At 55.1% G+C, this 14,036-nt stretch carries 12 protein-coding genes; 7 read left to right on the forward strand and 5 right to left on the reverse strand.

Features of this window, described 5'->3' with window-relative positions; genetic code table 11:
- Positions 1 to 19: 19 nt before the first annotated feature.
- From WFM49_RS00520 to WFM49_RS00535, 4 genes are all read left to right on the forward strand, one after another.
- Positions 20 to 1,204, forward strand: coding sequence for an acetyl-CoA C-acetyltransferase (locus tag WFM49_RS00520; RefSeq protein WP_254498920.1), 1,185 nt, complete (start codon positions 20 to 22; stop codon positions 1,202 to 1,204).
- Between the two features lie 25 nt (positions 1,205 to 1,229).
- Entirely contained in the window at positions 1,230 to 3,977 is a 2,748-nt protein-coding gene (locus tag WFM49_RS00525) for a DUF3141 domain-containing protein (protein ID WP_442893017.1), read from the forward strand.
- Positions 3,978 to 4,014: 37 nt separating this feature from the next.
- Positions 4,015 to 4,767, forward strand: coding sequence for an SDR family NAD(P)-dependent oxidoreductase (locus tag WFM49_RS00530; RefSeq protein WP_060186352.1), 753 nt, complete (start codon positions 4,015 to 4,017; stop codon positions 4,765 to 4,767).
- A gap of 109 nt (positions 4,768 to 4,876) precedes the next feature.
- A complete protein-coding gene (locus WFM49_RS00535; protein WP_250755983.1) occupies positions 4,877 to 5,629 on the forward strand; it encodes an SDR family NAD(P)-dependent oxidoreductase in 753 nt (250 codons plus the stop codon).
- A gap of 205 nt (positions 5,630 to 5,834) precedes the next feature.
- On the opposite strand, the gene WFM49_RS00540 is transcribed toward WFM49_RS00535, so the two are convergent.
- The 3 genes from WFM49_RS00540 to WFM49_RS00550 form a co-directional block, all read right to left on the reverse strand.
- Positions 5,835 to 7,094 carry an FKBP-type peptidyl-prolyl cis-trans isomerase N-terminal domain-containing protein gene (locus WFM49_RS00540; RefSeq protein ID WP_336971164.1) on the reverse strand — a complete coding sequence of 420 codons (1,260 nt, stop codon included), beginning with the start codon at positions 7,092 to 7,094 and terminating at the stop codon, positions 5,835 to 5,837.
- Positions 7,091 to 7,453 (reverse strand): hypothetical protein, encoded by a 363-nt coding sequence (locus WFM49_RS00545; protein ID WP_250755981.1) that lies wholly within the window; start codon positions 7,451 to 7,453, stop codon positions 7,091 to 7,093. The genes WFM49_RS00540 and WFM49_RS00545 overlap by 4 nt, the downstream gene beginning before the upstream one ends.
- A gap of 211 nt (positions 7,454 to 7,664) precedes the next feature.
- The gene (locus WFM49_RS00550) at positions 7,665 to 8,861 is read right to left on the reverse strand and encodes an MFS transporter (protein WP_336971167.1); all 1,197 of its coding nucleotides are present in this window, start codon (positions 8,859 to 8,861) and stop codon (positions 7,665 to 7,667) included.
- Positions 8,862 to 9,080: 219 nt separating this feature from the next.
- Here WFM49_RS00550 and WFM49_RS00555 point away from each other — a divergent pair, with 219 nt between their 5' ends.
- On the forward strand, positions 9,081 to 10,427 hold the full coding sequence (locus tag WFM49_RS00555; RefSeq protein ID WP_336971169.1) for an aminotransferase-like domain-containing protein: 1,347 nt from the start codon (positions 9,081 to 9,083) through the stop codon (positions 10,425 to 10,427).
- A 373-nt stretch (positions 10,428 to 10,800) separates the two neighbouring features.
- On the opposite strand, the gene WFM49_RS00560 is transcribed toward WFM49_RS00555, so the two are convergent.
- A complete protein-coding gene (locus tag WFM49_RS00560; RefSeq protein ID WP_336971171.1) occupies positions 10,801 to 12,213 on the reverse strand; it encodes an amidase in 1,413 nt (470 codons plus the stop codon).
- Positions 12,206 to 12,388, reverse strand: coding sequence for a hypothetical protein (locus WFM49_RS00565; RefSeq protein ID WP_003803240.1), 183 nt, complete (start codon positions 12,386 to 12,388; stop codon positions 12,206 to 12,208). Before WFM49_RS00565 ends, WFM49_RS00560 begins: the two co-directional genes overlap by 8 nt.
- A 439-nt stretch (positions 12,389 to 12,827) precedes the next feature.
- On the opposite strand from WFM49_RS00565, the gene WFM49_RS00570 reads away from it, so the two are divergent.
- Entirely contained in the window at positions 12,828 to 13,556 is a 729-nt protein-coding gene (locus WFM49_RS00570; RefSeq protein WP_336971173.1) for a hypothetical protein, read from the forward strand.
- Positions 13,501 to 13,899, forward strand: a complete 399-nt coding sequence (locus tag WFM49_RS00575; protein ID WP_336971784.1) for a fimbrial protein — start codon at positions 13,501 to 13,503, stop codon at positions 13,897 to 13,899. The genes WFM49_RS00570 and WFM49_RS00575 overlap by 56 nt, the downstream gene beginning before the upstream one ends.
- Positions 13,900 to 14,036 lie beyond the last annotated feature (137 nt).

Genomic DNA, 14,036 nt, shown 5'->3' on the forward strand with positions numbered 1-14,036 from the left:
ACTTATGAAAGGAATGGATATGCACAAAGATATCGCCATTGTTGCTGCGACTCGTAGTCCCATCGGCCGTTTTCAAGGGGGGCTGTCTACGGTGCCCGCCCACGATTTGAGCGCACAACTGATTCGTGCCGTGCTCCAGAGTACGGGCGTTGCAGCCGAACAGATTGATGAAGTTATTCTGGGCCAGATTCTGACCGCCGGCGCTGGTCAGAACCCGGCCCGTCAGGCCGCGGTGAACGCTGGCCTGCCTTATGAAGTTCCCTCCATGTCCCTGAACAAGCTTTGCGGTTCAGGCTTGAAAGCGGTGCATCTGGCGGCTCAGGCCATCGCCCTGGGCGATGCCGATCTGGTGCTGGCTGGAGGTCAGGAAAGCATGAGCCTGGCTCCCTTTGTTGTACACAAGGCGCGTACCGGCTTGGGCCTGGGCCACGCCATGATGGACGACACCTTGTTGCGTGACGGTTTGACCGACGCTTTTCATAACTACCACATGGGGATCACGGCTGAAAACCTGGCCGAGCGCTACGGCATCACCCGCGAACAACAAGATGCTTTTGCGGTGGAGTCCCAGCGTAAAGCCGTAGCCGCGATGGAAGCCGGACGCTTCAAGGACGAAATTACCCCCATCGACGTACCTCAGCGTAAAGGCGACCCTGTGCGCGTTGAGGCCGACGAACAGCCGCGTGCCCAAACCACGCTGGAGTCCTTGGCCAAGCTGCGTCCTGCCTTCAAGAAAGACGGCACGGTTACCGCCGGGAACGCGTCCACCATCAATGACGGTGCAGCCGTACTTTTGCTGGCCAGCGCAGAGAAAGCCAAGGAATTGGGCCTGCCCGTTCTGGCCTGGATTCGTGGCTGGGCCAGCACGGGCGTAGATCCGGCCATCATGGGTATTGGCCCGGTATCGGCCAGCCGCAAGGTCTTGAAGAAGGTGGGTTGGGAACTGGATCAACTGGACCTGATCGAAGCCAACGAAGCCTTTGCCGCTCAATCGCTGGCGGTGGCCAAAGACTTGCAGTGGGATATGGACAAGGTCAACGTCAATGGCGGTGCCATCGCTTTGGGTCACCCCATTGGTGCTTCCGGCGCGCGCGTGCTGGTGACCTTGGTTCATGAAATGCGTCGCCGTGGTGCCCGGAAAGGTCTGGCCACCTTGTGCATTGGCGGTGGTCAAGGCGTAGCGATTGCTATTGAGGCCGCTTGAACAGATAGCTGATGGAAGGGAGAAGATGATGACAGATAAGTCTCGTGACGACAGCACGGCCTGGTCCTCCTGGATGATGAATCCCTGGAACCTGGGTCAGACCGTCTCCTCGTACCTGGTGGACGCCTGGCAGCGCGCCATTCTGTATGCCGATATCGAGCGTCAGGTCGGGGATCAGTACCAGGCCCAACGCAAGGTTGAGGTGCCCAATGTGCTGAACTTTCCGGCTGAACTGGTCATGTCGGGCCTGAGTCTTCCCCGACCCGTTAACTATCTGATGGTGCGCATTCTGGCACCGGAAGATCAGCCTACCGATCCCAGCAAACGTCCTTTCCTGGTGGTGGACCCCAGGGCAGGGCACGGGCCGGGGATCGGTGGCTTCAAGTCCGACAGTGAAATCGGTGCTGCGCTGCAAGCCGGGCACCCTTGTTACTTTGTTGGTTTTTTACCGGACCCTGTTCCCAGCCAGACCGTCGAGGATGTGATGCGTGCCCATGCTGCCTTTGTTAGCAAGGCGGCAGAGCTGCATCCGGAAAGTCAGGGCAAGCCGGTGGTGATCGGCAATTGTCAGGCGGGCTGGCAGGTCATGATGGCCGCCGCCGTCTGGCCGGAGCTGTTTGGCCCCTTGATTCTGGCCGGTGCGCCCGTCTCCTATTGGGCCGGTCGCAACCCCATGCGTTATGCCGGTGGTCTGCTGGGCGGTAGCTGGCTGACCGCCATGACCAGTGACCTGGGCAATGGCCGTTTTGATGGTGCGTGGCTGGTCAAGAATTTCGAGAACCTGGACCCGGCCAATACCTTGTGGTCCAAGCAGTACAACGTGTACGCCAAGGCCGACACCGAGGCCGAGCGCTATATCGGTTTCGAGAAGTACTGGGGCGGTTATGTCTTTCTGAATGATGTGGAAATGCAGTACATCGTGGACAACCTGTTCATTGGCAACAAGCTGTCTACAGCCCAGTTATTGACGTCGGATGGCATCCGTATCGACCTGCGCAATATTCGCTCGCCCATTGTGGTGTTCAGTTCCTTTGGCGACAACATCACGCCGCCTGCACAGGCCCTGGGCTGGATTACTGACTTGTATCTGGACGACGATGATGTACGCAGTCACGACCAGACCATTGTGTTCACGACCCATGATCGTATCGGGCACCTGGGTATTTTTGTGTCGGGCAGTGTGGGCAGTAAAGAGCACCGCAAATTTGCCAGCACGATTGATCAAATTGACCTGTTGCCCGCCGGAATTTATCGGGCCACTGTCGAGGAAACGCCCGACGACGACACCTTATTGAATGACCCCTATCTGATGTCGGTGCGTCAAAGCAGCCTGGCTGAAATTGCGGAGATTGTGCAGCCTGATCCCGAATCTGATCGCCGCTTTGCTGCCGCTGCCCGTCTGTCGGAAATCAATCTGGCTTTTTACAAGAGCACCTTGCAGCCTTGGGTAAAAGCTTTGACTACGCCTTATACCGCCGCGTTGCTGGAAGCATTGCATCCCATGCGCTTGTCTTACGAGTCCTGGACCAGCGCCCATCCCTGGGCCGCAACGATCCACCAATGGGCCGAGAATATCGCACAGCAGCGTCAGACTGTGGATGAGGATAATCCTTTCCTGGAGGCGCAGGAGAATTTCTCCCAGGCCATGGAACGGGTCTTGAATAATTATCGTGACCGCCGCGACAGCATCTATCAGATCTGGTTCGACACCGTCTATGGCTCTCCTTTGCTGATGGCCCTGGCCGGTCATGCACCGGGCGATTCCATCCCGGCGCGTCCCCATCCTGGTAGTTCGCCCGAGCATCTGGCCTTTGTACGCCAGCAAATGCACAGATTGGATGGCTTGTTGAACGAAGGCGGTTTGCTGGAAGCAGCACTGCGTGGTTTGTTCCATATAGCCAAGCAGCGCAACAGCGTGGACGAGCGTTATCACCATGCCGCCATGCGTTTGCGCGAGCAATACGACACGGGCAATTTTGATATTGAAAAAATGCGTGCTGCGATTCGCGAGCAGGCCCTGGTGCTGGCGCACCACGGTCATAAGGCCGTGGAAGCGATTCCCCATTTGCTTAGCAAGCAGACGCCCGAGGAAATTCGTCTGGTGGCATCCCTGATCAAGCAATTGATCAGCGCCATCGACGAACAAGACCCTGCCTCCGAGGCGGTAACTCAAGCTTCCCAAGAAGTTCTTGGCTTGTTCGAGTCGGCCGCCAAACAGCAGGAGCAGGGCGAGAAATCGAGCAGTGCAGGCACCAAGCCCGTCGCCAAAACAGCAAGCAAGGTCACAACGAAAGCAGCTGTTAAAACGACGCCTGCAGTGGCCAAGAAGTCGGCTGTTCCTGCGTCAGTAAAGCCAACGGCGGCCCAGCCAGTACAGAAAACGGTCGTGAAATCGACTGGTACATCGTCACCAGCTACGACCGCTAAAACAGCGGCAACAGCACCAGTGAAAGCAGCCGCCAAGCCCGCAGCTGACAAGCCTGTTGCTCGCTCCATGGGTGATACCAAGGTTGGCGCCACGACAAAAGCAGAGGGTAATACAGCGGCCAAACCCCAGGCCAAATCGGCGGAGCCCAGCAAGGAAACGGGTAAAGCGACCCGCGTTGCTGGGACTCCAGCCTCCGCCGTTTCAAGCTCGGCAGCTCCTGCTACAAGCAAATCGCCAGTATCTAAACCTGCCATGAGCCCATCGCCAGCATCCGGACAGAGCAAGGCTGTAGCTCAGCCTGCCAGCACGGGCGCTCCGTCCAGGACTCGTCAGCGCAAATCCTGAGATTTGGCGTGAATGAATTTTTGAAGGAGTTTTGAGTATGAAGTATTCATTTTCCGGCCACTCTGTTCTGGTAACGGGTGCAGCCTCCGGCATTGGTGCCGCCACGGCCCGCATGCTGGCGGCCAATGGTTTGTCGGTCGTGGTGTCCGACGTACAGGCTGATGCCGTGCAGGCCGTGGTCAAGGAAATTGAGCAGGCCGGTGGCAAGGCCGTGGGCAATGTGGCCGATGTCACCCAGCCTGATCAAGTAAAGGCGGCTGTTGATTGCGCCATTGAGCATTTCGGGGCCTTGCACTTTGCCGTCAATAACGCCGGTGTGGGCGGGGATTCCGGCCCGGCTGGCGAAATGGACCTGGATGGCTGGCGTCGCCTGATCGACATTAATCTGAACGGCGTAGCCTATGGCCTGCGCTATCAGATCCCCGCCATTTTGGCGGCAGGGGGCGGCGCCATTGTGAATATGTCTTCCATCATGGGCCTGGTTGCCAATCCGACATTGCCCGGCTACAACGCGGCCAAGCATGGAGTCGTCGGCCTGAGCCGTTCTGCGGCTTTGGAGTATTCCTCCAAAGGCATACGCATCAATACCATCCACCCCGGTTATGTGGATACCCCCATTCTGTCGGGCTTTGATGAGGCCGCGCGCGCTGCTTTGGTGGCCCAGCACCCGATTGGTCGTTTGGGCCATGCGGATGAAATCGCCCATGCCATTGCTTTCCTGCTTTCGGATGGTGCCAGCTTCATGACGGGTGCTTGCATGGTGGCCGATGGGGGCTACACCTCTATTTGAGTTGGGGGATCACGTCGCTGCGAGAACAAAATCAGTATTTCAATCCAAAATTAGCCAGCGAAAATCCGGGCCCCACTTTTACTGGGGCCTATTTTTAAGGAGTTCCACAATGAAGTACTCATTCTCTGGTCACTCTGCTTTGGTGACGGGGGCAACGTCAGGTATTGGCGCTGCAACCGCACGTGTGCTGGCTGCGAATGGTTTGTCTGTGGTGGTGTCCGGTAGAAATCGTAGTGCCCTGGAGGAGGTGGTCAAGGAGATCGAACAAGCGGGTGGCAAGGCGGTAGCCCAAGTAGCCGATGTGACCAAGCACGAGCAAGTGAAAGCCTTGGTGGATTGTGCCATTGAGCATTTCGGCGCTTTGCACTTTGCTGTCAATAATGCAGGCATTCTGGGCGGCTCCAAGCCGGTTGGGGAGATGGATCTGGATGATTGGCATCGCCTGATCGATACCAATCTGAATGGCGTAGCCTATGGCTTGCGCTATCAGATTCCGGCTATTTTGGCAGCGGGTGGTGGGGCGATTGTGAATATGTCGTCCATCATGGGCCTGGTGTCCAATGCCCGTTTGCCCGGCTATAACGCGGCTAAACATGGGGTAGTGGGGTTGAGCCGAGCCGCTGCGCTGGAATACTCCTCCAAAGGCATACGCATCAATACGATCCATCCCGGCTATGTGGATACGCCGATTCTGTCGGAATACGACGAGGCGGCGCGGGCTGATCTGGTGACTCAGCATCCTATTGGACGTTTGGGCCATTCTGACGAAATTGCCCATGCTATTGCCTTCCTGCTGTCGCAGGGGGCCAGCTTCATGACGGGAGCATGTCTGGTGGCCGACGGGGGCTATACCGCTCGTTAAGTGACAGGTTTGGCGGCTCTTTTTTGTGTTGGAGCCGCCATCCTGTGCTCAAAATATACTGATACTCGATACTCGATACTCGATACTCGATACTCGATACTCGATACTCGATACTCGATACTCGATACTCGATACCCGGTACTCGATACCCGGTACCTGCTCCTTGGTCCTTGATGTAAAAAGGGTCGGTACCGCTACTCCAGCCTTATTTCACGCCAATAATCTTGATCGTGGTGATTGATACCGAGCCGGGCGGCACGCCTGTGTCGGCATGAGCTTCGGTGATAGGAATGTGGATTCTTGCAGAACCACCAATACCCAGCTGTTTGACGATATCTTGGAAAAGTGGCGGTAGATCCCTGGTCAGGCTGGTTTTGCTTTCCCTGGCCGCCAACACTTCACCCGTTCCTAGTTCTTCATCCAGCTCAAACAAGATATCGCTGCTAGCGGTGACCATGGGAGCCTTCCCCTTGCTCAAGATTTTGTAGACCACACCATCAGGCATTGTGACTGCTCCTTTTTCTGCCCCAGCCGCAGCAAGAACAGACTTGGCTTGCTTTTCGTTCTTGGACAGCATGGCTTGTTCCAATAACTTGTCTACGTTGGCCAGCTCCACAGAAATGATGCTGGAGGACAGTTGCAGGCGCTGGTCTATCTTGTCGCTGAAGCCTTGGGAGAAGGCTTGCAAGTCCAGTTTTTTGCCGATGGAGGCCAGCTTTTGCGTCTCGTGAGGCGCACTGTCCGCATACCAGGCACCGATGGCATAGCTAAGACGGATATCCGGCGAGGCAGCATCATTTACGATCATGCGCCTGGGCGTCCCGGCAGTGTCGGCCTTGCTGGCAGTAAGAGCCTGCGCGACCAATCGGTGCTGCAAATCCTGTTTCGCTTCTTTCAGACCATCAATTTCTTTCTTGAGTGTGGCGATTTCAGCCGCATTCGCGGCAAGCCGGTTGTTTTGTGACTGGCCATTGGACAGCTCCAAGCTTCGATCTCTTTGCAGGCTTTCCAGTTCTGAAGCCAAAGCATGCTTTTGGTTCAGCTCCTCTTCCAGACGCTGACTTAATTCCTTGATCCGCGCTTGATTCTGCTCCTGATCGATAGCAATGGGCGCCAGGACCACAGAGCCGTCCGGCTCTGCCTGTAACTGCTGTAATTGCTGTTGTAGCTGGCTGTTCAGGTTTTCAGTATCCGACAGGCGCTGCTGCAAGGCGATCAACTGAGTGTTGGCTTGATGCAGTTCGTTCCGGAGCAAGGTGTGGCTTTTGTCCTCATCAGAATCGATAGCGAAAGAGGGGGCTGTGTTTAGTTGTATGGGATTTGGGGTGGGTTGGGGGCGCGCAAGACCATCGCCAATGATGTTTTCCTGGGCCAGACGGTCCAGTAGTCCTGTTCCAACTGAGTGAGAGGCTTCATAGAAAATCAGCAAGGTGCAGCACAGGGCGGCGTTGAAGTACTTTTTCATAGCTTGTTCAGGGATTGAACGCGATCGACCATATTGGTATAGACGGCGTTATTGATCCGGATGCAAACCAGGGAAAGCATTTTGTTGACTTCGGTCAGCATGATTTCAGACGCATTTTCATCAATCAGGGATTCATTGGCTTTGTAAATGCCAAAGTTTTCATCAATGGTCTGCATCTGCTGTCGATATTTTTCATAGGAAACGGGGTCCAGCTCTTTCAGCGCGGCGAACTCTTGAAAGCACTTGTCTTCCTTGCTGGACACGGTGGATTCCTGGGCGGGCCGAATCGAGGGGGGAGTTTGGCAAGCGGAAAGAAAAAAGGCGACCAGAATGGCCGCGCCGGAAACAGCGAATCGCATAAACACCTCGAGACGTTCGACTATCTTTATTCAGGTTCTTTTATAGGGGACGAGCATTGGGTTCGAGCGTTGCAGCCAGGTTCGGCAATGCAGGCCTGTGTTGCCTGTGTTGGACGGTGAGGTCACTCAATGTGATTGCACTGCCTGAGTCTGTGCTGCACTGAAATTGGACCATGTGGATGCGGGCAAAAAATTAAGAACTATCTGATTTTCACGGCTTGCCTGACTGTTGGGGCGGGATGTAGATCAGCGACAGAAGCAGCAGCAACAGGCAGATGGAGGCAGACAGAGTATTGGTGCCGCTCCAGCCTGCAAAGCTGAACAGAAAAGCGGGGGCAAAGGCACCCAGTGTGGCGCAGATGGAAACGCCCAGATCATTCAGGCCCTGTACTTCCAAAGCCTGCGGTTTGTCTTCCAGGCTGTTGCTCAGCAAGGCACTGCCGCCCACATAAGTGAAGTTCCAGCCTAATCCCAAAATCAGTAAAGACAGGCTAAGTGCTGTATAGCCGTGGGCCACGATATTGATCAGACTGCTAAGCAGCAAAAGTACGATGCCGCTGATGGCAATGGTTTTCAGACCAAACCTTTGGATCAGAATGCCGGTGAAAAAAGAGGGGGCAAACATGGCCAGAACGTGCCATTGAATGGCGGTACTGATGTCGGAGAAATGCACATGAAGGTGGGACATATGCATGGATGCCTGAATCATCAGCAGATTCATGATGCCGTAGCCTATGGCCGCAATGCAGATAGCAATGGCCAGAGTCTTGTTGTGCAGCACCAGCCCAAGTGTCTGGCCACGACTGGTTTTTTTGAGTGTGGTGCTCTGGACCGGCTTCACTTCCTTGATCAATAGATTCAGGAGTAGCGACACCCCAGCCAGTACGGTGAAGGCAGCATAGCAGGCGGCAAATTCCTGTCCGAAGCTGCTGGTTTTCAAACCCCGTATCAGCATCGGGCCAGACACGGCGGCAATCACCCCGCCAGCCACAACTAATGAAATGGCTCGTGGTTTCAAGGTGCTGTTCAGTCCGTCCGTGGCCGCAAAGCGATTGAAGTTGGCAAAGGCAATATAGGTTCCCAGCAGAGCGTGTGAGGCTACCAGCCAGGAAAACTGCTTCATTTCGATCGCCCAATAGCCCACCACCCCCGATGCAGCCAAAGGCAGACTTGCCAGCAGAAAGGATTTCTTACGACCTATGGCAGCCATCAATCTGGAGGCGGGCAGGGTAAAGAGCATCACGAACAGGAACTGAAAACCGTAGGGCACGGTGGATAACCAGGGCTCGGGAGCCAAACTGCCACCTACCAAAGCAGCCATGGTGACAGACATGACGGCAGTGGTCAGGTTGATGGATTGGGCCAGGAAGTAAAGGTAGGTTCTGTAAGGAAGGTGGGTGGCAGTCATGGTGCTACGTGGTGAGGGATATTGAGGCTGATCGTGCAGTCAGGAACAGCGGAAGTGTGATGCAACGCGTTCTGTATGTGCAGGAGAAAATGCTGGTCACGCCTGCACATGCTGGTGGGGATTTTGGCCTTGTCGGGGGCCCCTGTCTCGAACAGTCGGTGTACTATCCTGAAAACTGTTAGCTAATTTTTTCTAACGGTGTTTGGGGAGCAGGCAGGTATGGATTTTCACGAGCGTTTGAAGGACGCCATCCTCCAGGGCGAGTGGGCGGTAGGGCAGCAGTTACCTTCTATTCGCAAGATGATGGCAAGGGAGGGTTTGAGCCATCACACAGTCGTCAGTGCGTACACCCGTCTGGTGGGCGAGGGCATGCTGGAGGCCTTGCAAGGGCGCGGTTATTTTGTGGCCCGTTGGTCCGGTTTGAACGAGGACCTGCCCATCCTGCCTTCCGAGGCGTCGATGGACCCCTTGTTTAAGCTGCTGCAGGCCAAACCTGAACAGTGCAAGCTGGGCTGTGGCTGGTTGCCTTTGCCTTGGCGGGATACGGATGCGCTGGCCAAGGCCATACGCAAGACGGCACGCTCTGGACGTAGCGGTCTGGTGGAGTATGGCGATATTCATGGTTATTTGCCGCTACGCAAGCAGTTGTCCTTGTTGCTGCGTCAATCGACCTTGATTCAGGTTTCCCCTCAGCAGATTTTGACGACCCTGGGGGCGACGCAAGCCTTGGATCTGATCTCGCGCACGGTAATTCGTGTCGGGGATCATGTTCTGGTGGATGAGCCTTGCAGCAGCAATTTGATCAAGCTGATTCGTTTGTGTGGTGGGATACCTGTGGGGGTGCCTCGTCTGGCGGAGGGACCGGATGTAGTGGCGCTGGATCGTATTTTGCAGGCTCACAAAGTGCGGGCGTTTTTCTGCAATAGCACTTTTCATAATCCAACTGGCGCGGGCTTAAGTCCCAAGGTGGCTTTTGAAGTGGTAAAACGCGCAGCCGAACACGATTTTCTGATTGTGGAAGATGATGTGTATGGGGATTTCTTCCCCGGTGTGCGTCAGACCTTTGCTGGACTGGGGGATTTTGAGCATGTGGTTTATATAGGCAGTTTCTCCAAGTCGCTGTCGGCTTCTTTGCGGATCGGGTATCTGGCTTGCGGGCCGAAGTTGATGGAGTCCTTGCTGCGTCTGAAATTGCTGACCAGTGTGGCTGTACCGGGGTTTTGCGAGCGTTTTGTGAATACGATTCTGGCCGATGGTACCTATGCCAAGCACACGCAGGTGATTCAGCGCCAGTTGATGACGCACCAGCAAATTGCGCAAAAGGTGCTGAAGGAATATGGCTGGGAGTTTGAGGTGCAGGCGCAAGGTGGGATGTTCTTGTGGATTCGGCATCCGGATCTGCCGGATTTGGCGGACTTGATTCAACGGCTGGAGAGCAAAGGGGTTTTGCTGATGCCGGGAAGTGCGTTTGCCGTCAGCAAGGAGTTCAAGGACAGGACGCGATTGAATGTGGCGCATCTGATGCCTGAGGTGTTTGATTGTCTGGATGTAGGTGGGGGAGCTTGATTCTTGGCCAGTGTCTGGTTTTTTTTGCCAAGACGCCCCTCAAGCCCGCCGTCCGGCCAATCGGCTGAGCCCTTGCCGGTGCTGCGCACCGGTGCCCTTGGCGTACCATTGCTCCGGGCGCGCCCTTAACTCCGGGGGTGACTGGTCCCCCGGACCAGTCACAAGCGCCCCCGTCAAACAGAAGGGCGCTTGTATCCCTGCGCAGTGGTTCGCCGGCGGCAAGGACTCTGACCCGCCGATTGGCCTGGGCTCCGGCTTGAGGGGCTTGGAGAACAAATAAAGAACAAGCCAGAATCCCAAACTGGGTTCTGGCTTGTTGGTGTAAAAAAACTGGCCCCGTTTGCCTATGCATACAGGTGGGGCCGGGGTCGGCTTAAGGCTTCAGAACGGGTTGGTGTCCTGCCAGGGGTTTCATCGATTCCACGGCGTAGGCTACGTTCAGGATGCGTGCTTCTTCAAAGGCAGGGCCGATGATTTGCAGGCCTACGGGCATGCCGTTGGAGATGCCGGCGGGCACCGTGACGGCCGGCAGACCAGTCAGGTTGCTGGGGCCGGTAAAGCGGATGCCTTCATCGATGAAGTCCAGCGTTTTTCCGTTGATGTTGACGGTATCCACGCCAATGTCCGGTACCTGGCAAGGCAGGGTGGGGGCGATGATGACGTCTACGTCGCTGAAGGTGCCGGTAAATTGCTGTTTCAGGGCGCGGCGTACTTGCTGGGCTTGCAGGTAGTCGATGCCGCTGAACAGTTCGCCCAGTTCAAACAGGAAGCGAATGTCACCGCCAAAGTCTTCTGGGCGTTTGATCAGGTCCTGGTGGTGGATGGTCGCCGCCTCGGTCAGGCTGACGGCCAACTCGGCCCATTCGGAGTAGCGCAGGGCAGGCACTTTCAGGGGGAAGACTTTGGCGCCCTGTTTTTCCAGGTCGGCCAAGCGGTCGCGAATGACTTTTTCAATTCCCGAGTCGACGTTCTTGAAGAAGTAGTCTTCGATGATGCCGATGCGCAGACCTTTGACGTTGCCGTTCAGGGCGCTCAGGTAGGAGCCGACAGGGACATTGGCGCAGGTCGGGTCGCGGGGATCAAAACCGGCAATCACTTCCAGCATCGCGGCAGCGTCCGCTACGGTTTTGGACATGGGGCCAACGTGGTCCAGGGTCCAGGCCAGTGGGTAGACGCCAAATTTACTGACGCGTCCGTGCGTGGGTTTCAGGCCCACAATCCCGCAAGCGGCCGACGGGATGCGAATGGAGCCGGCTGTGTCAGTACCCAACGTGTTGTAGGAACTGTGGGAGGCAACGGCGGCGCCGGAGCCACCGCTGGAACCGCCGGGGACGCGATCAGGGTTCCAGGGGTTATGCACGGCACCAAAGTGGGGGTTGTTGTTGTCGATACCCCAGGCATATTCGTGCATGTTCAGCTTGCCGGTGAAGATTACCCCGGCATCGCGCAGCTTGGTGGCAACGGTGGCGTCGTCCTTGGAGACAAAGTCCTTGTGAATCTTGGAGGCCATGGTGGTGACCTCATTCGCAAAGTAGATATTGTCTTTCAGCGCCAGGGGCACACCATGGAACACGCCCTTGTACTTGCCGGCCATGATGTCCTGTTCGGCTTGCTTGGCACTTTTTCTGGCCTGCTCGGCGGTGACGGAAATGTAGGCGTTGGTCTGTGGGTTCGACTTGTCGATGTAGGCCAGTAGGTTGTCAGTCACTTCGACAGGAGAAACAGCCTTGTTGCGCAGTTTGTCCGCCAGTTCAATGACGCTTAGCTCAAGCAATTCCTTATTCATGGTGATCCCCTCCGGCCAGGTGTTTGATAGCAAGGTCGGCATCGTCAATGGCAATACCTTCCAGATTGCCTTTCATGGCTTGAATCTCGCGCCATTTGGTCTCCAGCTTGGCCAGATGTTCGGGACTGGGGTGTATTCCTTTTGCAGCCAGGGTGTCTTTGACACTTACAGTCATTTGTCCTCTCCTTATCGTTTTCAAAACCGTGCATGCGCCAATGACGCGCACAAAAAAAGCCCCACCCCTGGTGACAGGGAGTGAGGCTTTATTGCCTGCATGTCGCTGGCAACGTTGGCAGCGCATGCATGTGTTTTGGCAGACTCAGATGTCTGCTTATTTAATCTACAAAATTCGTTGCCCGAAAAATACTAGGGTTTTCCTGCGGGGAGCTGACACCGTGCTGTGCCCTGGTCTTACGTTTATGCAGGCCTGAAAAGATGACCCTTAAACCAAGCTAAAGCTTCTTTGCTCGTGGAGCTTGTGAGCAACACTTTTCCTTTCAGAAAGTGCTTATAGGAATAGTCTGATTCGTTTTCTTTATAAAGTCTGCTGAAATTAATAAGCACTAAATAAAAGGAAAAGTAATGGAAATAAGAATTAATAAAAATATGGAAATATGGTCTCTATTTTATGTTGCGTATTTCTTGTTGTTTTAAGTTCGGAGGCCAAAGCACAAGGGACAGATAAGTGCTCGCAGAATCCTGCGTCACCTCCCTATTACTGGAAAGTGATTCCATCCGGCAATGAATTCTATGATGGCCAGGTTATTGCGACTGCATCAGTAAATGCATCTTTTTATTATGATGCGTCGGAGCCTACGGCCTATCTGGAGGGGGGAGGCAGGGGGGTACCGTACAGCCGTTTCGACGCTATCCCTATGCCGCAGACACCGGGTGTTGGTGCACGGATCACCTGGGCAGAGCATTGGGTCCATGGTGCTTACTCGTTCCAGCTTAAACAACAAAAACCGAAGGTAACGCGCCTGTCTGGTCCATATTGGTTTAACTTGCTATCGGGTTCTGCCCCTGGCTGGTTTGCCATGATTTATTATTTTGATTATGAAATTGTGGTAATAGATGCTAGTAAATATAAAGGTGGAAAACCGATTTTTACACAAGAAGCAAATGTTACCGCGACGGCGTATTCCAACCATAAAAATGGTGGCCTACGGGAATGTATTAATGGCACTTTTAATTTATTGGCTCCTTTAGTAAAAGACACCGCCGTTCCGGAGTTACCTAAACCTCCCGTTCCAACGTGTGCCTCTGCCACCGGTGACGGTCGCACAAGTGGCTCCTTATGGCAGCCATCGCAGCCAGGCAGTGACCGGCGAGTACCGTTTTGATCTAGTGAGCAGGCAATGTCCGTTGGGCACAAAAATCAGTGCTTACTTCACGGATACGCGCGCTCCGGCCGCTGACAACAACTATGTGAAGTCCTCGCATCCTTCGGTAGGCGTGCGTCTGTATCACTGCGACAGTGCCGATCCGATCAAGCTGGGGCCTGCACCCGGGGGCTCTACCATGCCATCGCGGCTGGCGGTGGTGGAAGGGCCTTCGACCAGCTCCATGAGTGATATGCACATGCCCATGACGGCTCAGTATGTGGCGATGCCTGAGGTAGACCTGACAAGTATCACGCCCGGCAGCTTGCAGGCCGAAGCCGTAGTGACATTTATGTACGACTAGGACTGGCTGGAGGACAGCTTGCCGCCTGTGCATAGATCGTGTTTTTCTGAGATCAGACTGTTTTCAGACTATTCCTAAGCCGGGAAGCAGCACGGAATTTTACGATTGGATTCATCGATGATGACTTGGAGACCGTG

The organism is Alcaligenes sp. PF14 (assembly GCF_037150615.1).
Classification (GTDB): Bacteria; Pseudomonadota; Gammaproteobacteria; order Burkholderiales; family Burkholderiaceae_B; genus Alcaligenes; species Alcaligenes phenolicus.